Genomic DNA, 18,291 nt, shown 5'->3' with positions numbered 1-18,291 from the left:
CCTGCGCTGCAGTTCGGCCGCGCCGAGGCCGGCTTGGCCTACAGGGTCCGACTGGCGGCGTTCGGCCTGGTGTTCCATGACGAGAAGCTCGCCTGTGTCCGCGTGACTCGCGATGAGCCCTACTACGATCTGCCCGGCGGTGCGGTCGATGCGGGTGAGACCGAGGCACAGGCGCTGGTCCGGGAGTTTCTGGAAGAGACCGGCATGACGGTCGAGCCGGTCGAGCGGCTAATCGAAGCGGGGCAGTATTTTCGCAAGTCCGACGGAGAGCCGGTCAACAACGTCGGCGGGGTGTGGATCGCACGAATGGTCGGGATCGATCCAGCACGGAAGGTCGAGGCCGATCATGAGCTGGTCTGGCTGCACCCCTGCACGGCGCTGGCGGAGTTGCGCCATGACGCCCATGCCTGGGCGGTCTCGGCCTGGCTGAGGCGATAGGAACGAGCGTCACCATACGGAACGGCACGGCCTGAGGATCGCTGTCTCTGTCGAAGCGCGATCATCCGGATTGCGCGAGCTTCAGGAGATTATCATGGCTGACCATGACCGTATCGAAGGCGCCGCCAAGCAGATGGGCGGGTCCGTCAAGGAAGGCGTCGGCAAGCTGACCGGCGACGAGAAGCTGAAGGCCGAAGGCCGCGCCGACAAGGTCGAAGGCAAGGTCCAGAACACGGTCGGCGGCGCCAAAGACGCCATTCGGGATGGCGACAAGCGCCACTAGGCCCAGTCGCCACCATCAAGAAAAAAGGCCGCGTTCCGAGGGGCGCGGCCTTTGTCTTTGCGAGGTGGCGGGGAGCCTATTCGATGTCTTCGTTCAGCAGGCCGACCTTGAAGAAACCGTTCTCCTGAAGGGTGTTCATGACTTCCATGAAGGCATTGTAGCGGACTTCCGGCTGGGCGCGGACGAAGACGCGCTCCTCGGTGCATCCGCGGCCGGTGGGGTTGCCCAAGGCGGTGCAGACGTCGGCCGAAAGGGTCTCAATCGTGGTCTGGCGGTCGGCGATGAAGATCGAGCCGGTTTCCTGGATGGTGATGTAGACCGGCTCTTTGGGTTCCTCACCCGTCGGCGGCGTGGCGGGCGGCAGGTCCAGCTTGATCGACACGGTGGCCAGCGGTGCGGCGACCATGAAGATGATCAGCAGCACCAGCATGATGTCGACGAAGGGCGTGACGTTGATATCGCTGTTCTGAGCGATCGTCTTGCCACCGTCTCCACCGGGTCCCGAAAGCTTGGCGCCCATGTCTGGTCGTCTCCATCTGGCCGCGCGCGAGCGCGAGCGTGTTCAAGGCTTCGGACGGTTCTTGGCGTCTGACGCCGGGCTTGTAAAGCGGTCTCCGGTCGAACCGGGTTCCCTCGTCCTCACTTTTCTCCCCGCGCGCGAAGATCAGCCCTTGGCCAGTTTCAGGAACCGCTCGGTCAGGGCCGGATCGGACTTGAAGGCCCCGGTGAAGCGGGTCGTGATGGTCGAGACGTGGCGATGGTGCACGCCGCGCGTCGTCATGCACTGATGCTCAGCGTCGATCAGGACGGCCACCCCGGCCGGAGCCAGATGATCCTCGATCGCAGCGGCGATCTGGTTGGTCAGGACTTCCTGGGTCTGCAGACGCTTGGAGAAGATCTCCACGACGCGCGCGATCTTGGAGATGCCCACGACCTTCTCGGTCGGCAAATAGGCGACGTACGCCTTGCCCAGGAACGGGGCCATGTGGTGCTCGCAGTGGCTCTCGACCTCGATGTCGCGGAGCAACACCATGTCGTCATAGCCCTGGACGTCTTCGAAGGTGCGGCTCAGCTCCTTGGCCGGATCGGCGTCATAGCCCTCGAACCATTCGGCGTAGGCGTCGACCACGCGCTTGGGCGTGTCCTTCAGGCCTTCGCGGTCCGGATCGTCGCCGGCCCAGGCCAGCAGGGTGCGCACGGCCTTCAGGGCCTCGTCGCGCGACGGGCGCGGGGTGTTGGCGTTCAGAGGCACGGCGTCGGCGCCGACCAGGACCGGCTTTGCAGCATAGGCGTCCATGAAAGATGTTCAGCGGCCTAGTGGCGCCGGGACGAAGGCCCCGGATTGACGCGCGCCGCGCTCCCTTTTCCGATAGGCGGCTGTTCGCCGACCCGTCACGGCTATATGGGACGAGCCGCCCGTCCCGCAAGAAAACCTACGGCACCGCTTCACAATGACGCTTTTTCTCTACGACACCCTCCGGCGCGAGAAGCGGGGGTTCGAGCCCCGCGATCCCAAGCGGGTGACGCTCTACGTCTGCGGGCCGACCGTCTATGACTTCGCCCACATCGGCAATGCGCGCCCGCCAGTGGTGTTCGACGTGCTGGTGCGCTTGCTCCGCCGGACCTATGGCGCGGACGCCGTCGTCTATGCCCGCAACGTCACCGACGTGGACGACAAGATCAACGCCAAGGCCGCGAAGGAAGGCGTGCCGATCGGCGAGGTCACCGCCCGCTACGAGGCCGCCTATCTGGCCGACATGGCGGCGCTGAATGTCAGTCCGCCCGATATCGCGCCGCATGTGACCGACCACATGGACGCCATCGTCAAGCAGATCGGCGCGATCATCGCGGCGGGCAGCGCCTATGCGGCCGAGGGCCATGTGCTGTTCGATGTGTCGAGCTATCCGTCCTATGGCGCGCTGTCGGGGCGGAACCTGGACGACATGATCGCCGGCGCCCGCGTCGAGGTCGCGCCCTACAAGAAGAATCCGCACGACTTCGTCCTGTGGAAACCGTCGAAGGCGGGCGAACCGTCGTGGCCGAGCCCGTGGGGCGAGGGCCGGCCCGGCTGGCACATCGAGTGCTCGGCCATGATCGAGCAGGTGCTGGGCCTGCCCATCGACATCCACGGCGGCGGCATCGACCTGGTGTTTCCCCACCACGAGAACGAGATCGCGCAAGGCGTCTGCGCGCATGGGCACGCCCATGCCGATGCGGCGCACGAGGAATACGCCCGCTACTGGATGCACAACGGCTTCCTGACCGTCGATGCGGAGAAGATGTCCAAGTCGATCGGCAACGTCCTGCTGCTGCACGATCTGGTGCAGCATATGCCGGGCGAGGTGGTGCGCTGGGCGCTGCTGAGCGCGCACTACCGCCAGCCGCTGGACTGGAACCAGAGCCTGCTGGATCAGTCGCGCAAGAACCTGGACCGGCTGTACGGGGCGCTGGGTCGGGCCAAGGGCGTCGAGGCCCCGGCAGGCGACCCGCCCGCGGATTTCATCGCCGCCATCGAGGACGACCTGAACACGCCTGGGGCCATCGCCAGCCTGTTTGCCTTATCCAGCGAAATCGAACGCGGCATGACGGCCGGAGACCATGCGGCTGTGGCGCAGGCCAAGTCGGCGCTGCTGGGCGCAGCCAACATCCTCGGCGTCCTTCAGTCCGATCCCGACGCCTGGTTCTCCGGTGGGGCCGATGATTCGCTGAAAGCCGAGGTCGAGGCGCTGCTGGCCGAACGGCTCCAGGCCCGCGCCGACAAGAACTGGGCCGAGGCCGACCGCATCCGAGATCGGCTGACGGCGCTGAACGTCGTCGTCATGGACGGTCCGACCGGCGCGACCTGGCGGATGAAGGAGTGAGTTCTTTCTCCCTCCCCGGAACGGGGAGGGTGGTCGGCGCGGAGCGACGACCGGGTGGGGGCGGCCGGGCGACACACAGGCGATATCGGCGTCTGGCTCACCGGGCCGCCCCCACCCGGTCGCTGCGCGACCTTCCCTCCCCGTGCCGGGGAGGGAGAGCCGAGCGGCTACATCCCCCGCATCAGCTCATCCGCGAGCGCCGGGGTCAGATAGCCGTCCGGCGTCCGGCCCGTCGCCATCTGCCAGGCCCGGAGCGCCCGCCGCGTGCCCGAGCCGATGACCCCGTCGATGCCGCCGACGTCGTAGCCGAGCCTGGCGAGCGCGGTCTGGGCCCCGAATCGTTGTTCGCGCGACAGGGGGCCGTCGTCCGGCCAGGTTCCGACCAGACCCGGCCGCCCAACCGCCCCGTCCGCCGTCAGGCCGATCGCGAGCGCATAGGTCACCGCGTTGTTGTAGCGCCGGATCACGAAGTGGTTGGGCAGGGCCAGAAACGCTGGTCCTCGCGCCCCTTGCGGCAGCAGGATGAAGCCCGTCTCGGCGCTCTCCGCCGCCGTCGGCGCACCGCCTTGGGCCAGGGTCACGCCCTGCTGGGCCCAGACGCTCCAGGGCCGTCCATCGGATTCGGCCATGCGGTAGTCGAAGCCCGGCGGCAGGACGACCTCATAGCCCCAGCGCTGATCGCGCCTCCAGCCGGCCTGGGCCAGCAGGTTCGCGGCCGAGGCCAGGGCGTCGGCGTCCGAGCCCCAGATGTCGACGCGGCCGTCGCCGTTCTGATCCACGCCCAGCCGCAGATAATTGTCCGGCATGAACTGGGTCTGGCCCATGGCGCCGGCCCAGCTGCCGAGGAGCCCTGCGCGGTCGCGGCGGCCGTCGATGACGATGTCGAGCGCGTCCTTCAGCTGGTTCTCGGCCCAGTCGCGGCGGCGGCCCTCGTAGGCGAGGGTGGCGAGCGAACGGATCACGTCCTTGTCGCCCTGGATGCGGCCGAAGCTCGATTCATTGCCCCAGATGGAGACGAGGATCTCGGCCGGGACGCCGAAGCGCTGGACCACCGAAGCGGGCACGCGATCCAGCCTCTGGCGGGCCTCGGCGATGCGCGTCGCCGAGGCGGCGGTCTGGATATAGGCGCCGGCCGGGCGGCTGAACTCGGGCTGGTTGCCGTCCAGGCGGATGACGTCGGGGTCCGGCGTCAGGCCGTCCAGCTGCTGGGCGTAGAGATCGCGGCGCGCGCCGCCCTTGCGGTCGAGGAAGCCCTGCTTCCAGCCCTCGAACCCGGCGGCGTCGGTGGAATAGGGGCGTTCCTGCGTCGGCGGCGCGGCCGGGGAGCGGGCGGGCTCGGGGGCCTCGGCGCGGGCCGGGACCGGCGGCGCATCCGGCAGCATCGGCGCGCAGGCCGAGACGCAGGCGATCAGGACGAGGCGGTAGTCGATGCGCATGGACAAGGCGTTTCCCGGAATCGGCGGTCCCGATCAAGTCACTGCGCGACCGGCGCCGCAATGTGGCGCGCGATCACACGATCAAGTGAAGCCTGCATAAACCGTTCCCGCTGACCCGGGATTAACCGGGCTGGCGCAGGGTGAGGGCGCTCTCTGGAACTATGGCCTGGTGGCGGAGGGGCGACGCGGCGGGGGTGCAACCCTGCAGACCCTCCGTTCGAATCGGAGGCCAGGCCTCCAGGATCGGTCGTAGAGATTCGTATGAAACGGCTCCGCTTCGGCTTCACGGTATTCGCGCTGGCGGCACTCGCGTTCGGTGCGACACTGTTTCTAACCAGCCCGGGCGAAGCGGCCTGGCTCGGCGACGTTCTGACCAGACCCGTGCTGTTCGAACCGAATGCGGGGGAAAGACAGCAGCTCAGAGCCCTCGCAGGGTCGCCGTCCACGCCGACGATACCGGCGCCCGAACCTTTGGTGGACCAGCATTTCCGAGGCTGCGATGATGCGCGAGCGGCAGGTCGGATGAACATCCCGTCCTGGGATCCATCCTATAGGGCCGAGATGGACGGCGACGGCGATGGTCTGGCGTGCGAACCCTACTATGGCGCCCGTCGATCGCGGCATTGACCAAGTGCGCCGCCTTCTCTATACGCCCCGTTCCGCCGCCGGTCCGCCGACGGCTTTTCTGTTTCAGACACGCCAATCGCGCTCAAGCAGCGAGGCTCCGCGAGCCGAGCGTTAGCGCCACTAAGGATGCAAGACCATGAAGGTCCGCAGCTCGCTCAAGTCGCTCAAGGGTCGTCACCGCGACTGCAAGGTCGTGCGTCGCAAGGGAGTGGTCTTCGTGATCAACAAGACCGATCCGCGCTTCAAGGCCAAGCAGGGCTAAGGTCTCTCGCACTGACGCGCGGCTCGCGGAGCCGCGCGACTTGAGCGCAGAACGATCCACAGGCTGCGGATGCTGTCCGCAGCCTTTTTCGTGCCCGGCGTTGAGCCGTCTTCGCGGACATGGTTAGCGTCCGCGCCTGTTTTCCGGAGACCCCGCCTTGGCCGACGACGCTTCCTTCGATGCTTCCCCCGACGTCCTGACCTCGGCGGCCCAAGGCCGCCTACGCACCATCGTGGAGCGGCTGGAGCGGCTGGAAGAGGACAAGCAGGCCATCATGGCCGACCAGAAGGAGGTCTTCGCCGAGGCCAAGGGCGAGGGCTACGACGTCAAGACGCTGCGCAAGGTGCTGCGCATCAGGAAGCAGGACCGCGCCAAGCGCCAGGAGGAAGAGGCGATCCTCGACCTCTATCTGTCGGCCCTGGGCGAAATCTGACACCTTCGGCGGCGTGAAGCGAAAGCCGCCGACCCTCAGCCCCTACGAGGCGCAGCGAAAGGCCGCCCAGCGCGCAGCCCTGAACGCGCTGAAGCGTGCCAAGCGCACGGCCGACAAGACCGGTGTGAAACTCTCCGAATGGGAGGGCGAGTTCCTCGACTCGGTCGGGGAGCGGGTGAAGACCTATGGCCGCGCCTTCGGCGATCCGGAGAAGGGCGCGCCGGGGCAGGCGCTGTCGGCCATGCAGGGGCGCAAGCTCAAGGAAATCGCGAAGAAGGCCTCCGGAGAGACGCCGCCGCCCCGCTGGGGCCGGAAGAAAGGGATTCGGGATTAGGGATTGGAGGGAGTTACAGGCCGACCGCCGGTGCGACGCCTCTAATCCCTATTCCCTGCGCCCCTAGAACAGGATCTTGCGCAGGCTGATCCGCACCACCCGGCCCTCGGGGTCGAGAAAGTCGGGCTGGTAGTTCAGCGGCACGTCGCCGGTCGAGGAGGTCACCTCGGTGCGGCTGTCGAAGATGTTCTCGAACGACAGGCTGACGCGCGAGCCGCGCAGGATAGGGAACCGCTCGACCCAGGTCGTGCGCTGGTTCAGGTCGGCGAACATGGTCAGGTTGACCGTGGTGCGGTCGCTGAAGTTCAGCGTCGAGCCGCCGACACCGCCGTCGACCTCGGTGCCCTGGCGCCAGTTGGCGTTCAGGAAGGCGCCGAAGCCGTTGCGGAAGACGCCGCCCTGGACCTGGACCTCGTTCCTCGGCGTGCCGCCGTTGGCTCCGGTGGCGTCGCCGTCCAGCAGGTCGAGCACCGGAAGGCCGGGGCGAATGGTCACCTCGTCGGTGAAGCGCACCGTGTGGAAGACCGACAGGTTGAAGCGGCCCTGGCCGGGAAGCATGCCGCCACCACCGCCGCCGCCGCGAGGTTGAGCTCCGCCACCGCCACCGCCGCCGCCGGGTCCGCCAAAACGGAACTGACCACCACCGCCGGGAGGACCGCCAGCGCCAGGTCCCCCCGCGCCCGGCGGACGGCCGCCTCCGCCGAACATGATCGCGCCCATGGCCGCGCCCGGTCCGCTCGCTGCGGCGAAGTTCGGCCGACCGAAGGACCGCGAGAAGTTGAAACCGCTGCGCAGTTCCGACCTCTCCGTCTGGCTGAAGTTCAGCGGCCGCGCGTCCAGCTGGATCAGACGACCGGTGGCGTCGCGTGTGAACCGCTCGGGAAGGGCGGCTTCGAGGTCGGGCGTGATGCTCGGGAACGCCACGATGGCCCCGTCGATGCTGGTGCGGGTGTAGTCGGACCGGAACGACAGGTCGTTGTTTGCCCGCCAGTTCACGCCGACCTTCCAGACCTGGCGATTGTCGGGCGTCAGGCCCGGATTGCCGCCGGTAATGCGGTTGACCAGCACGGTCTCACCTGTTCGGAAATCAAAGACGGCGCTGTTGGGCGTCGAGATCGTCGGATCGTTCAGCTGAGAGATCGACGGGGCACCGTCCTCGTTGGTGTAGCTGACGATGACGCCGAGCGGGTCGATCGGCGACCAGTTGATGCTGGCCCCCCAGGTCGTCAGGCCGCCGATGTCAGACGCCTCGTCATAGCTGGCGTTCAGCGTCAGCGACACGTCGCCGATAGGACGCAGGACGTCCACGCCATTGGAGATCGGCAGGGTCAGGTTGGTCGAGCCATAGACCCGGTCGCGGCCGATGGTGCGGTCGGTGAAGACGCCCGAACGGGTGCTTTCGGAGGACAGATCGCGCGTGTCGACGCCGACCTTGAAGCTGGCGGACATATCGCCGGCGGGCAGGGCCCACAGGTCGCCGTTGAAGTTGGCCTCGACGCTGCCGCCGCTCGAAACCGAGTTGGCCGTGTCCACCAGGCGGGTGAAGCGCGACGGGTCCAGTGTACCAAAGGGGTTCAGCGTGCCGGCGGTGACCGCGGCCTGCGCCGCCGTGGCGCTCAGGCCGCGGCCCGTCACCGTGTCGGTCTCGACCCGGTCGTAGCTGCCCGACAGGGTCCAGCGCCAGTCGGCCAGGAATCCGTCCAGCAGCAGGCCCAGATTGGCCGTCGTCGTCTCATTGTCCCGCGTCACGGCGAAGGGATCGTCGATGTAGCGATAGACGGCGACGTCGCGCGTGAATGGCGAGCCATTGCGCCCGGCCGGCGCCGTCAGGGTGACGCCCGGCAGGCCCAGGTAGGAGAAGCTGGTGGTCTGTTCCAGGTTCAGGCTGATCGTGCCCTTGATCGTCTCGTTCAGGTCGCGCGCCAGCGAGGCGTTCAGCGTCGTCTCGTCGCCGCGGGGAAGAAGGGTGCGATACTGCGTCAGGTCCCCGGTGCGCGGGCTGTTCGCCCCGGCTGCGAAACCCGCCAGCGTCGGGTTCGACACCCCCGGATTGGCCGCGACCGTGACAGTGCGCCCGGCCAGCGTCGACAGGGCGGGATCGATCTCGGCGCCGTAGGGGATGCCCGCGACATTGCCGATGCGGTCGAACGGCTGGCTACCCGGATCGCGCACGATGTCGCGCTCGGTCTCGAACAGGGCGGTGTCGTGTTCCCGCTCCAGGCTGACATTCAGCCGGTTGCCGCCCACGATCGAGAAATAGCCGCCGCGAACCTCGGTTGAGTTGCGTCCGCCCTGTGTCGGAGCGCGATAGCTGACGTCAGCGTTCGCTTGGGTGAAGTTCGCCTTCAGCACGATGTTCACCACGCGCTGGTCGGCACCGAAGCCATAAGCCAGACCGGCTTCCTCGGGCAGGATCTCGGTTCGTTCGATGGCCTCGAACGGGATGGTCCGGATCTCCTGGAAGCCCGAGGTGCGACGTCCGTTCAGTAGCACGACCGGCCCACCACCTCCGCGACCCCGGTTTGACCGCGTCAGGGGTTCCAACGCCGCCAGCAGTTCGGCAACGTTGGTCGCGCCATAGGCGATCAGCTGGCCGGAATCGAGCGTGATCTCGGGCTCGATGTCGCCCTGGACCCGGCCGCGCGTGCCCGCGACCTGGACCTCGGGCAGGACGTAGTCGGCGTCGCCGGGGGCCGAGGCTCCCGATGGCTGGTCGTCCTCCTGGTCCTCCTGGGCGACCGGCGGGGTCGTCTGCGACTGGACCGGTGCGGTCTGGGCCGGCGCGGTCTGGAGCGCGCCCGAGGCGAGCGCCGCGAGCAGGGCGGAGGCGATGGTCATGGGAACTCGTCTGAGGCGGGGGCGGGGAGAACGGTCGTCCAGCGCTCATCCGGTTCGGACGAACGGCGAAAGGCCAGTCCAGTTTCACGCGCCAGTGGTGCGGTTCCGTCGCGGCGTCAATGAGGCGATTTGTTACAGTGCGCTGTAACACAACCGGAGTGTGACCCCGGTGTCACGCCTGGCTCACCCTGCTTCCTTGAGCGCGCCTTCCAGACCCTGCTCGCGGACCTTTCTATACAGGGTCGAGCGGCCGATTCCGAGGCGGCGCGCGATCTCCGACATATGACCGGCATAGACCTCGATAGCATGCTGGATCAGATCGCGCTCGATGTCCTCAAGGGTCCGCAGATGGCCGCGCTCGTCGAGGATCTTGATCGGCTGCTCGGGCAGGGGCGGCAGGTCGCCGTAGGAGGGGGTGGCGGCGACGGCGGCCGAGGGCTGGGTCTCCAGCGGCATGGCGACGCCCGAGATGGCCGGGAAGTCGTGGGGCTGAAGGAACGGCGCGTCGGCCAGCACGATGGCGCGATAGATGGTGTTCTCCAGCTGGCGCACATTGCCGGGCCAGTCGAAAGCGGTCAGCAGCGCCAGGGTCTCGGACGAGGCGCCCATGATGCGCTTGCCCTCCTCGGCGTTGAAGCGGGCGACGAAGTGATCGATCAGGGCCGGGATGTCGTCGCGTCGGTCGCGCAGAGCAGGGGCCTCGATCGGGAAGACGTTCAGGCGATAGAACAGGTCTTCGCGGAACGTCCCCGCCGCGACCGCGCCGGACAGGTCGCGGTTGGTCGCCGAGACGATGCGCACATCGACCTTGACCGCGCGCTTGGAGCCCACCGGGTCGATCTCGCCTTCCTGAAGCGCGCGCAGCAGCTTGACCTGCATGTCCAGCGGCAGTTCGCCGATTTCGTCCAGAAAAAGCGTGCCGCCGTTGGCTTCCGCGAACTTGCCCAGGTGCTTGTCGTGGGCGCCGGTGAAGCTGCCCTTCTCGTGGCCGAACAGGATCGACTCGACCAGGTTGGCCGGCAGGGCCCCGCAGTTGACCGCCACGAACGGCTTGCCCGCCCGGTCCGACGCGCCGTGCAGCGCGCGCGCGATGACCTCCTTGCCGACGCCGCTCTCGCCGGTGATCAAGACGGGGATCGACGATTTCGCGGCGCGCGCGCCCAGTTGCTTGACCATCTGCATGGGGCGGCTGTCGCCGACCAGATCGGCGAAGGTCGTGCGCCCCGAGACATGCTTCTTCAGGCGGACGACCTCGGCGGTCAGCTGGGTCAACTGCAGCGCGTTTCGGATCCCGACCAGGATGCGTTCCGGGCTGGCGGGCTTGACGAAGAAGTCCTGGGCCCCGGCCTGCATGGCCTTGACCACCGTCTCGATGCCGCCGTTGGCCGTGAGCACGATGACCGGCGTGGTCACGCCCGCCGTGCGGATCTCGGCCAGGCATTCCATGCCGGACATGGTCGGCATGACGAGGTCCAGCAGCACCACATCGGCCCCGCCGCCCTTGGTCAGCCGGTCGATGGCCTCTCCGCCGCTTTCCGCATGGACGACCTGATAGCCTTCGCGGTCCAGCACCGCCTGCACCAGACGGCGCTGCGCCGGATCATCGTCGACCACCAGAACGGTCTTGGCCATGGAACGGACACCCCTTCATCGGCCGGTCCTCACGCAAGGGACTGGCTCGTTTCGGGACGGTTCTAGGCCCGACGCGGTGAAGATCGGGTTGGCCGACGTGGTGTCCCGCGGGTTAACCGCCGAACAGGCCGCCCATGCCGGGGTAGACCACGCACTCCGGATTGGCGGGCTCGAACCGTCCGGCCACCTGGCTACCGGCCATCAGGTCAGGCCAGGGCGAGGGAACGGGGCGGATCAGGTCGCGACGGATGGCGTCCTGCGGCGTGATGCGATCCTCGCCATCGCACCGGCGGGTCCGCCACTCGCCTTGCGCGGCCCAACCCTCTTCGGTGCGGGCGAACAGGGTGATCTCGTACTGACGCGCCAGAAGCACCTCGTCCTGGCCGTCGCCGTTCAGATCGCGCAGGGCCGCCAGACAGTCGCTGCTCGCCCGACAGGTCGAACGAGGATCGGTATCGCCGACCTCGACAATGAACCCTTCGGGCAGCTGCGCGCCTCTCGGCCAGACCGAGATCACGGGCGTTACATCTTGCGGCTCGATCGGGGTCGTCAGCTCCGCCAGGTTTTCTGCGTCCCGGGCTTCGCTGGCCCGCCGGGCCACCTCCGGATCGTCCGATGCGGTCAGCTGTTCCAGGGCGGCCCGCCCCGCCTTGCCGCTGTCAAAGGCCAGGAAACCATAGTCGAACGCTTCGGCCGACACGGCGCCCCGTTCCAGCCGCGCGGTCTGGTCGGCGACCGACAGCCGCGCAGGATCGGCCACCGGTGTGAACAGGGCCAGAATCGTGACGACGGCCAGAACGGCTGCGACGACATTGGTCCGCTCCAGCGGCGCCATCCAGTCGCCGGTCCGCATCCACAGCGCCCTGAGCGCGGCATAGGCGTATCCGGCCGCATAGACGACGCCCACGACGATGCACGCGGCGGCGATGATCCGGTCCGGCGTCAGGCCGTGCTGACCGATGCGCAGCACCAGCCCCCACAGCGCAACCCCCAACAGGGGCGCCAGCAGGACCGATGCGACCCGGACCGCGATTCGCAGGACCGCGGGCGGCAGGTTGTCTTCGCGCCCGTCCTGATAGGCGGCGTTGATCAGGACGATCATCCCCCCGGCTGTGGCCAGCAGCAGCGCCGTGGCCGATCCGGTCCCCCACAGACTCTCGACGCCGGTGAAGGGCAGGGCGAACAGGAAGCCCCCGACCAGCAGGGTCAGGACCAGCAGAAGCCACGACAGCAGCATCAGGGCGATAGTGCGCACGCCCCGGATCAGGCCTTCGCGCACATCGGTCAGATGCACCGCCGTCGCGAACGTCAGGCCCGTCAGCGGCAGGAAGACCCAAGGCTTGACCAACAGGTCGCCCAGGAAGGACAGGCCGATCACATTGAACAGGGCGGCCCCGAGGCCCAGCAGAGCCCAGAACACGCCGGTGAACGCCACCGATGCCGCCAACTGAACCCCCGCCATCCAGGCGGTATCGAAATAGGCCGGGTAGGGCGCCAGAAGCCGCCGCTCCCGGTCGCCGGGCACGATCAGGTGGTGGGCGATGAACAGGGCCGCCGCCGAGAACAGGAACATCTGCGGCGTCGGCTGGGCCGATGCCCCCGACTGGCGCGCCACGTCGTGCCAGGCCAGCAGAGCCAGGGTCGCGGCCGCCGTCCCGCCCCAGACCCCAAGCGTCAGCGGCCTCAACCGCTCGACCGAGGCCAGCATCATGGGCGGCAGAAACAGGGTCGGCAGCACCATCATGGCGAAGGCGACCGGATGGCTTTCAGACCAGGACGGCTCGCCCTCGGTCGCCCGGAACAGCAGATACAGCGCCAGCCCCTGCGCCAGGCCGATCGCCAGCCGGATCAGCACGGCCGTGCGCCCCGTCTGACCTCCCAGCCCAGCGCGTCCGCCCGCGTCCCCTGCGTCCGTCATGTCCATTCCTCCCCGCCTGACGGGGACACTCTGGACTTGGGACAGGCGCCGTGGAAAGCGGTCAGTTCCTGACCGCCCGTGCGAGATAGCAGCCACGCCGTGCTGTATGAATATGGACCTCATGGGTTCGCGGATCGTCGAACCAGTCGATGAGGCGCGCGGCCAGATTCGCGCCTTCGACCACGTCGGCGTCCAGCATCAGGCCGTGGGCGTCATAGGTGCGGACCGACAAGAGGCGGCGGCTCAGCACCTCGGGCACGGCGTCGGCGATGGGGGCCGCCTCGGTCGCGATCTCGCGCACGAAGACCGGCCCACCCCCGCGATAGGGCGATCCCGGCGCGTCCAGATGGACATGGTTGACCAGGATCAGGGCCTCGCCCGGCTCGGCGTCGGCCAGGCTGACGCGGCACGGCGCGCTGTTGGGGGTCGAGGCGATCATGCGGCGCGCGCCGATCGCCTCCAGCTCGGCGTCGTCCAGAGCGAACAGGGGCTGGAAGGGCTCCAGCGGCAGGGGTTCGATGCGATAGGTCATGGCGGTCTCCGTTTCGAGCCGCACCCTGGCCCTGCGGCGAAGGATCGTCTGGCGGCTTTCGGACGTTGCGCCGGGCCGCCGTCGTCCCCACAAAGCCCCTCATGAACGCGCCCTTCAAAGCCCCCGCCGTCGAGCCCCCGCTGTGGGACCTGTCCGATCTCTATGCGTCGCGGGACGACGCGAAGGTGACGGCCGATCTGGAGGCCGCGCGCACCGCCGTGGCGGCGCTGAACGGGCTGCAGGGCCGCATGCTGGCGGAGCGGGCAGATGCAGCGGCTCTCGGCGCGACGCTGGATCGCGCGATCACGCTCTACGAGCAGGCGTCGGAGAAGCTCGGCGCGCTGGGGGCCTATGCCTTCCTGGCGGCGTCGACGGACCGGAGCGACGCGGCGGCGCAGGGGTTCGAGGCGGACCTGAGGGAGAAGATCACGACGGTGGCCACGCCGACCGTCTGGCTGACGCTGGAGATCAATCAGCTGGATGAGGCCGAGCTGGAGGCGGCGCTGGCGGCCCATGCCGGCGCGGCGCGGTGGCGACCGTGGCTGCGGCGGGTGCGGGCGATGAAGCCGCATGAGCTGTCGCAGGAGCTGGAGACCTTCGTCGCCGAGCGCATGCCCATCAACGCCCAGTGGCCGCGGCTGTTCGACGAGACTCTGGCGGCGTTGAAGGTCGAGGCTGGCAAGGACACCCTGACCCTGGCCGAGGCCCTGAACCAGTTGTCCGATCCCAAGGAGGCGTGGCGCAGGGCGGCGGCCGAGGGGCTGAACGTGGCGCTCGCCGCCCGCGTGCCGACGCTGGCGCTCGTGCTCAACACCGTCGCGGCCGACAAGGCGATGGAGGACCGCTGGCGCGGCTTCAAGCGCCCCGCCGACAGCCGCCACCTGGCCAACGAGGTCGATGGCGAGGCGGTCGACGCCATGGCCGACGCGGTCGCCGCCGCCTATCCGAAGCTGTCGCACCGCTACTATGCCTTGAAGGCCAGGGTGCTGGGCAAGGCGAAGCTGGATCAGTGGGACCGCAACGCGCCCCTCGAGACCAGCGCCCCGCGCGGCTTCGACTGGGGTCAGGGGCGCGATCTGGTGCTGGAGAGTTTCTCCGATCTCGGCACCGAGTTCGCCGACCGGGCGGGGCTGTTCTTCGACAAGCCCTGGATCGACGGGCGGGCGCGGCCGGGCAAGCAATCGGGCGCCTACGCCCACCCGGTGACTGCGGATCGGCACCCCTATGTGTTCCTCAACTGGATGGGCGAGCGGCGCGATGTCCTGACCCTGGCGCACGAGCTGGGGCACGGGGTGCACCAGACCCTGGCGGCCGAGAAGGGCACGCTCCTGGCCGAGACGCCGCTGACGCTGGCCGAGACCGCGTCGATCTTCGCCGAGGGGCTGACGTTCGACCGGTTGCTGGCGACGGCGCCCAAGGCCGAACAGCGCGGCCTGCTGGCCGGGCGCATCGAGGACGGGCTGAACACCGTGGTGCGCCAGATCGCCTTCCACCGCTTCGAGATCCGCTTCCACGACGAGCGGGCGAAGGGTGAGGTCTCGGCCGAGCGGCTGGGCGAGCTGTTCCTGGAGGAAATGGGCGCGTCACTGGGCCCGGCGGTGAAGCTGAACGAGGGTTATGACGCCTGGTGGAGCTACGTCAGCCACTTCGTCCACGCGCCCTTCTATGTCTACGCCTATGCGTTCGGGGACCTGCTGGTGGCCGCCCTTATGGAAACCCGCGCCAAGGATCCGGCGGGCTTCACGCCGCTGTACCGCGACCTGCTCGCGGCGGGCGGGACCCTGACCTATGCGGAGGCGCTGAAGCCGTTCGGGCTGGACCCGCGCGACCCGGCCTTCTGGACCATCGGCACGCGGCGGCTGGAGCGGCTGATCGACCAGTTCGAGGCGCTGGTCTGAGGCTTGAGCCACCGCCCGTCATCGCTATAAGACGCCACCGCCCCCTTCCGCCGGACTCGCACTCTTCATGGCCGACCACCCGCACCACACCTCGCACGACGCCGCCGATCATGACGCCGGGGCCTATGTCCGCGGCTCGATGACGATCGAGGAGCAGCGCCAGACGTGGGACCTGTTCATGGGCCTGACCAAGTGGGGCTCGCTGGCGGTGGCGGCGATCCTGCTGCTGCTGACCCTGTGGTTCATGCCGAACGGCAGCCTGATCACGGGCCTGATCGGTGCCGGTGTTCTGGCTGTGGCGGGCTTCTTCTTCCTCAAGAGCCCGAAAGCCGGTCACTAAGGGCGCTACCGCTCGCGACGCGGTCGCTCGCGGCTTGTGCGCGAGGCCGATGCGACCAAGCGCCTTCGCGCGCTTGCGCCTTTGACGCGGCCGCCTTCTGCCGCCTAACGTTCATCCGTCCATAGGGACGGAGGGATTCGCGTGGGCCTGACCATCGCCGTGACCCGGGAGCGCCATCAGGGCGAGACCCGCTGTGCGGTCACTCCGGAAACGGTGAAGAAGTTCGTCGCCTTGGGCGCGGCCGTCTCGATCGAGGCGGGAACGGGTGCCGGGTCGTCCATTCCCGACGCCGACTACACGGCCGCCGGTGCCACGGTGAAGCCCGACACCCGCGCGGTGCTGGACGGGGCCGACCTGCTGCTCAAGGTGCGCGGGCCGACCCAGCAGGAAATCACGGCGCTGAAGCCCGGCGCGGTCGTCGTCGCCCTGCTGGACGCCTATCGCGAGAAGGACACGGTCTCGGCGCTGGCCAAGGCCAACGCCACGGCCTTCGCCATGGAGTTCGTGCCGCGCATCACCCGGGCCCAGGTCATGGACGCCCTGTCGTCGCAGGCGAACCTCGCGGGCTATCGCGCGGTCATCGAGGCGGCCAACGCCTATGGCCGGGGCTTTCCCATGATGATGACGGCGGCCGGCACCGTCGCCGCCGCCAAGGTCTTCGTCATGGGCGTGGGCGTCGCGGGGCTGCAGGCCATTGCGACCGCGCGGCGTCTGGGCGCGGTCGTGACCGCCACCGACGTGCGCCCCGCCACCAAGGAACAGGTGGAGTCGCTGGGCGCCAAGTTCGTCGCCGTCGAGGACGAGGAGTTCCAGAACGCCCAGACCGCCGGCGGCTACGCCAAGGAGATGTCGGACGACTACAAGGCCAAGCAGGCGGCGCTGACAGCAACGCATATCACCAAGCAGGACATCGTCATCACCACGGCCCTGATCCCCGGCCGCCCGGCGCCGGTTCTGGTCACCGCCGACCACGTCGCTTCGATGAAGCCGGGCTCGGTCATCGTCGACCTGGCCATCGAGAACGGCGGCAACGTCCAAGGGGCGAAGCTGAACGAGGTGGTGACGACGGCAAACGGGGTGACGATCGTCGGCCTCGCCAACCTGCCTGGCCGGATCGCGTCGGATGCGTCGAGCCTCTACGCCAAGAACCTGGTGGCGTTCGCGGGTCTGTTGATCAATGAGGGAGCGCTGGCCCCGGACCTGGAGGACGAGATCCTGAAGGCGGCCGTGGTCACGCACGGCGGCGCCGTGGTGCATGAGGGGGTTCGGGGATGACCGTCGAAAGTCTCAACCGAGCCGCTTTGGATCGATCACGGATGGAGGGGATCGCACGGCGTGACGTGTCCTACCTCAAGACGCTCCGATTATTCGCCGGTGGCCTGGCTGTCCTGGCGGGCCTGGCGTTGATCTACACTAGGATAACTGGTCGCACATCCGACACAGAACTCGGCCTAGCGGTTCTCGGCGGACTTGCTACGGCCTTCATGCTTGGCGAGATCATCGCGTTAAAAGAGCGCGTCATCGCGCTGGAGGACCGTCTGGCCCGAGCCGGCCCCGACCTGGCCCGAGGGCAAGACCGATGATCGCCAACGAAGGCTTCCGCCGCGTCATCGTCGGCTTCGCGTATGGTTCGATGGGCCTGGGCCTGATCCTGCTCATGGCCTCCTTCGGCCTGTTCGTCGCTGAGGCCTTGGGCTGGACCACCCTGTTGCCGAGCATCGCGATCGTCCAGTCGGCTGGGTGGATGGTCATCACCGGTCTGGTCCTCAGCCGGCTTGCAAAGGCCCAACCGACCAAGGAGACCCGCTGATGGAACACGTCGACCCCACCGTCTTCCGCCTGGCGATCTTCGTGCTGGCGATCTTCGTCGGCTACTACGTCGTCTGGTCGGTGACGCCCGCTTTGCACACGCCGCTGATGGCGGTGACCAACGCCATCTCCTCTGTGATCATCGTCGGCGGGCTGATCGCGGCGGCGGCGGCGTCCGGCGACGGCGTCGGCGGCTGGATCGCCAAGGGCGCGGGCGTGGCGGCCGTGACGCTGGCGTCCGTCAACATCTTCGGCGGCTTCATGGTCACGCGCCGCATGCTGGCCATGTACAAGAAGAAGGAACGGCCGGCGAAGGCCGAGGCCAAGGGCTGACATGACCGCCGACGCCCTGTTCGCCAGCCCGGTCGCCGTGGCCCAGACTGTCTCGTGGATCGCCACGGGCATCGGCCTGGGCCTGTGGCTGTGGAGCTGGCTGGGCGAGAAGGACGCGATCCAGAAGCTGCGTCTGCGGGACTGCGGCGTCATCCTGCTTTTCGCAGGTATTCTGGCGCGGATCGTGGTGCAGGAGCGCGCCATGACGCCGTTCGACTGGGCCATGAGTCTGCTCGGCCCGCTGTTCATCGCCGCCGCCCTGTGGCGGCTGGGGCGCACGGCGGGCGGGGCGCAAGGACACTGAAATGACGGGGGAC

The 18,291-nt window shown here is 68.3% G+C and carries 21 protein-coding genes; 14 read left to right on the top strand and 7 right to left on the bottom strand.

All coding sequences use genetic code 11. From position 1 onward, the window contains the following. Positions 1 to 33 precede the first annotated feature (33 nt). Together Q333_RS0105110 and Q333_RS0105105 are read left to right on the top strand one after the other, a co-directional pair. Positions 34 to 438, top strand: a complete 405-nt coding sequence (locus tag Q333_RS0105110) for an NUDIX domain-containing protein (protein WP_281173704.1) — start codon at positions 34 to 36, stop codon at positions 436 to 438. A gap of 94 nt (positions 439 to 532) precedes the next feature. Continuing rightward, the gene (locus Q333_RS0105105; protein WP_029415667.1) at positions 533 to 721 is read left to right on the top strand and encodes a CsbD family protein; all 189 of its coding nucleotides are present in this window, start codon (positions 533 to 535) and stop codon (positions 719 to 721) included. A gap of 76 nt (positions 722 to 797) precedes the next feature. Here the strand turns inward: Q333_RS0105105 and Q333_RS0105100 are convergent, their stop codons facing one another. Both Q333_RS0105100 and folE read right to left on the bottom strand, forming a co-directional pair. Beyond that, entirely contained in the window at positions 798 to 1,241 is a 444-nt protein-coding gene (locus tag Q333_RS0105100; protein WP_029415666.1) for a biopolymer transporter ExbD, read from the bottom strand. Positions 1,242 to 1,385: 144 nt separating this feature from the next. After that, complete coding sequence (gene folE / locus Q333_RS0105095) at positions 1,386 to 2,018, bottom strand: GTP cyclohydrolase I FolE (RefSeq protein WP_029415665.1); 633 nt, start codon at positions 2,016 to 2,018, stop codon at positions 1,386 to 1,388. Between the two features lie 154 nt (positions 2,019 to 2,172). On the opposite strand from folE, the gene cysS reads away from it, so the two are divergent. Further along, positions 2,173 to 3,582 (top strand): cysteine--tRNA ligase, encoded by a 1,410-nt coding sequence (gene cysS / locus Q333_RS0105090; RefSeq protein ID WP_029415664.1) that lies wholly within the window; start codon positions 2,173 to 2,175, stop codon positions 3,580 to 3,582. 167 nt (positions 3,583 to 3,749) lie between these two features. Here cysS and Q333_RS0105085 read toward each other — a convergent pair whose 3' ends face one another. Then, a complete protein-coding gene (locus tag Q333_RS0105085; RefSeq protein ID WP_029415663.1) occupies positions 3,750 to 5,018 on the bottom strand; it encodes a lytic murein transglycosylase in 1,269 nt (422 codons plus the stop codon). A gap of 261 nt (positions 5,019 to 5,279) precedes the next feature. Here Q333_RS0105085 and Q333_RS17275 point away from each other — a divergent pair, with 261 nt between their 5' ends. The 4 genes from Q333_RS17275 to Q333_RS0105070 all read left to right on the top strand — a co-directional run bounded on the left by Q333_RS17275 (position 5,280) and on the right by Q333_RS0105070 (position 6,674). Then, positions 5,280 to 5,645, top strand: a complete 366-nt coding sequence (locus tag Q333_RS17275) for an excalibur calcium-binding domain-containing protein (RefSeq protein WP_084175759.1) — start codon at positions 5,280 to 5,282, stop codon at positions 5,643 to 5,645. Between the two features lie 136 nt (positions 5,646 to 5,781). Next, positions 5,782 to 5,907, top strand: a complete 126-nt coding sequence (gene ykgO, locus Q333_RS0105080) for a type B 50S ribosomal protein L36 (RefSeq protein ID WP_029415662.1) — start codon at positions 5,782 to 5,784, stop codon at positions 5,905 to 5,907. Positions 5,908 to 6,064: 157 nt separating this feature from the next. After that, the gene (locus tag Q333_RS0105075; RefSeq protein WP_029415661.1) at positions 6,065 to 6,340 is read left to right on the top strand and encodes a DUF2312 domain-containing protein; all 276 of its coding nucleotides are present in this window, start codon (positions 6,065 to 6,067) and stop codon (positions 6,338 to 6,340) included. A 13-nt stretch (positions 6,341 to 6,353) separates the two neighbouring features. Continuing rightward, positions 6,354 to 6,674: a hypothetical protein gene (locus Q333_RS0105070; RefSeq protein WP_035293829.1), complete on the top strand. Its 321-nt coding sequence runs from the start codon at positions 6,354 to 6,356 to the stop codon at positions 6,672 to 6,674. Positions 6,675 to 6,737: 63 nt separating this feature from the next. Here Q333_RS0105070 and Q333_RS17815 read toward each other — a convergent pair whose 3' ends face one another. The 4 genes from Q333_RS17815 to Q333_RS0105050 all read right to left on the bottom strand — a co-directional run bounded on the left by Q333_RS17815 (position 6,738) and on the right by Q333_RS0105050 (position 13,594). Then, on the bottom strand, positions 6,738 to 9,512 hold the full coding sequence (locus Q333_RS17815) for a TonB-dependent receptor (protein WP_029415659.1): 2,775 nt from the start codon (positions 9,510 to 9,512) through the stop codon (positions 6,738 to 6,740). Between the two features lie 183 nt (positions 9,513 to 9,695). Next, a complete protein-coding gene (locus Q333_RS0105060; RefSeq protein WP_029415658.1) occupies positions 9,696 to 11,144 on the bottom strand; it encodes a sigma-54-dependent transcriptional regulator in 1,449 nt (482 codons plus the stop codon). A gap of 112 nt (positions 11,145 to 11,256) precedes the next feature. Beyond that, entirely contained in the window at positions 11,257 to 13,062 is a 1,806-nt protein-coding gene (locus Q333_RS0105055) for a DUF4153 domain-containing protein (protein ID WP_051651172.1), read from the bottom strand. A 61-nt stretch (positions 13,063 to 13,123) separates the two neighbouring features. After that, positions 13,124 to 13,594 (bottom strand): DUF1203 domain-containing protein, encoded by a 471-nt coding sequence (locus tag Q333_RS0105050; protein ID WP_029415656.1) that lies wholly within the window; start codon positions 13,592 to 13,594, stop codon positions 13,124 to 13,126. A 101-nt stretch (positions 13,595 to 13,695) separates the two neighbouring features. Here Q333_RS0105050 and Q333_RS0105045 point away from each other — a divergent pair, with 101 nt between their 5' ends. From Q333_RS0105045 to Q333_RS0105015, 7 genes are all read left to right on the top strand, one after another. Further along, the gene (locus tag Q333_RS0105045) at positions 13,696 to 15,492 is read left to right on the top strand and encodes a M3 family oligoendopeptidase (protein WP_029415655.1); all 1,797 of its coding nucleotides are present in this window, start codon (positions 13,696 to 13,698) and stop codon (positions 15,490 to 15,492) included. A gap of 67 nt (positions 15,493 to 15,559) precedes the next feature. Next, positions 15,560 to 15,832 (top strand): aa3-type cytochrome c oxidase subunit IV, encoded by a 273-nt coding sequence (locus Q333_RS0105040; protein WP_029415654.1) that lies wholly within the window; start codon positions 15,560 to 15,562, stop codon positions 15,830 to 15,832. Positions 15,833 to 15,973: 141 nt separating this feature from the next. Further along, positions 15,974 to 17,107: a Re/Si-specific NAD(P)(+) transhydrogenase subunit alpha gene (locus Q333_RS0105035; protein ID WP_029415653.1), complete on the top strand. Its 1,134-nt coding sequence runs from the start codon at positions 15,974 to 15,976 to the stop codon at positions 17,105 to 17,107. Continuing rightward, a complete protein-coding gene (locus Q333_RS0105030) occupies positions 17,104 to 17,415 on the top strand; it encodes a hypothetical protein (protein ID WP_157072375.1) in 312 nt (103 codons plus the stop codon). Before Q333_RS0105035 ends, Q333_RS0105030 begins: the two co-directional genes overlap by 4 nt. Continuing rightward, complete coding sequence (locus Q333_RS0105025; RefSeq protein WP_029415651.1) at positions 17,412 to 17,642, top strand: hypothetical protein; 231 nt, start codon at positions 17,412 to 17,414, stop codon at positions 17,640 to 17,642. The genes Q333_RS0105030 and Q333_RS0105025 overlap by 4 nt, the downstream gene beginning before the upstream one ends. Beyond that, positions 17,642 to 17,974, top strand: a complete 333-nt coding sequence (locus Q333_RS0105020) for an NAD(P) transhydrogenase subunit alpha (RefSeq protein ID WP_029415650.1) — start codon at positions 17,642 to 17,644, stop codon at positions 17,972 to 17,974. The genes Q333_RS0105025 and Q333_RS0105020 overlap by 1 nt, the downstream gene beginning before the upstream one ends. Before the next feature lies 1 nt (position 17,975). Continuing rightward, the gene (locus tag Q333_RS0105015) at positions 17,976 to 18,278 is read left to right on the top strand and encodes a hypothetical protein (protein WP_029415649.1); all 303 of its coding nucleotides are present in this window, start codon (positions 17,976 to 17,978) and stop codon (positions 18,276 to 18,278) included. The last annotated feature ends 13 nt before the right edge of the window (positions 18,279 to 18,291 follow it).

The organism is Brevundimonas bacteroides DSM 4726 (assembly GCF_000701445.1).
Lineage (GTDB): Bacteria > Pseudomonadota > Alphaproteobacteria > Caulobacterales > Caulobacteraceae > Brevundimonas > Brevundimonas bacteroides.
The sequence above is the reverse complement of the archived record's forward strand: the minus strand, read 5'-3'. Positions and strand labels throughout refer to the sequence as shown.

Excerpts from the sequence above, each read along its gene's own strand:
- Q333_RS0105105 (WP_029415667.1), top strand. The coding sequence starts at position 533 with ATGGCTGACCATGACCGTATCGAAGGCGCCGCCAAGCAGATGGGCGGG.
- Q333_RS0105100 (WP_029415666.1), bottom strand. The coding sequence starts at position 1,241 with ATGGGCGCCAAGCTTTCGGGACCCGGTGGAGACGGTGGCAAGACGATC.
- folE (WP_029415665.1), bottom strand. The coding sequence starts at position 2,018 with ATGGACGCCTATGCTGCAAAGCCGGTCCTGGTCGGCGCCGACGCCGTG.
- cysS (WP_029415664.1), top strand. The coding sequence starts at position 2,173 with ATGACGCTTTTTCTCTACGACACCCTCCGGCGCGAGAAGCGGGGGTTC.
- Q333_RS0105085 (WP_029415663.1), bottom strand. The coding sequence starts at position 5,018 with ATGCGCATCGACTACCGCCTCGTCCTGATCGCCTGCGTCTCGGCCTGC.
- Q333_RS17275 (WP_084175759.1), top strand. The coding sequence starts at position 5,280 with ATGAAACGGCTCCGCTTCGGCTTCACGGTATTCGCGCTGGCGGCACTC.
- ykgO (WP_029415662.1), top strand. The coding sequence starts at position 5,782 with ATGAAGGTCCGCAGCTCGCTCAAGTCGCTCAAGGGTCGTCACCGCGAC.
- Q333_RS17815 (WP_029415659.1), bottom strand. The coding sequence starts at position 9,512 with ATGACCATCGCCTCCGCCCTGCTCGCGGCGCTCGCCTCGGGCGCGCTC.
- Q333_RS0105060 (WP_029415658.1), bottom strand. The coding sequence starts at position 11,144 with ATGGCCAAGACCGTTCTGGTGGTCGACGATGATCCGGCGCAGCGCCGT.
- Q333_RS0105055 (WP_051651172.1), bottom strand. The coding sequence starts at position 13,062 with ATGACGGACGCAGGGGACGCGGGCGGACGCGCTGGGCTGGGAGGTCAG.
- Q333_RS0105050 (WP_029415656.1), bottom strand. The coding sequence starts at position 13,594 with ATGACCTATCGCATCGAACCCCTGCCGCTGGAGCCCTTCCAGCCCCTG.
- Q333_RS0105045 (WP_029415655.1), top strand. The coding sequence starts at position 13,696 with ATGAACGCGCCCTTCAAAGCCCCCGCCGTCGAGCCCCCGCTGTGGGAC.
- Q333_RS0105040 (WP_029415654.1), top strand. The coding sequence starts at position 15,560 with ATGGCCGACCACCCGCACCACACCTCGCACGACGCCGCCGATCATGAC.
- Q333_RS0105030 (WP_157072375.1), top strand. The coding sequence starts at position 17,104 with ATGACCGTCGAAAGTCTCAACCGAGCCGCTTTGGATCGATCACGGATG.
- Q333_RS0105025 (WP_029415651.1), top strand. The coding sequence starts at position 17,412 with ATGATCGCCAACGAAGGCTTCCGCCGCGTCATCGTCGGCTTCGCGTAT.
- Q333_RS0105020 (WP_029415650.1), top strand. The coding sequence starts at position 17,642 with ATGGAACACGTCGACCCCACCGTCTTCCGCCTGGCGATCTTCGTGCTG.
- Q333_RS0105015 (WP_029415649.1), top strand. The coding sequence starts at position 17,976 with ATGACCGCCGACGCCCTGTTCGCCAGCCCGGTCGCCGTGGCCCAGACT.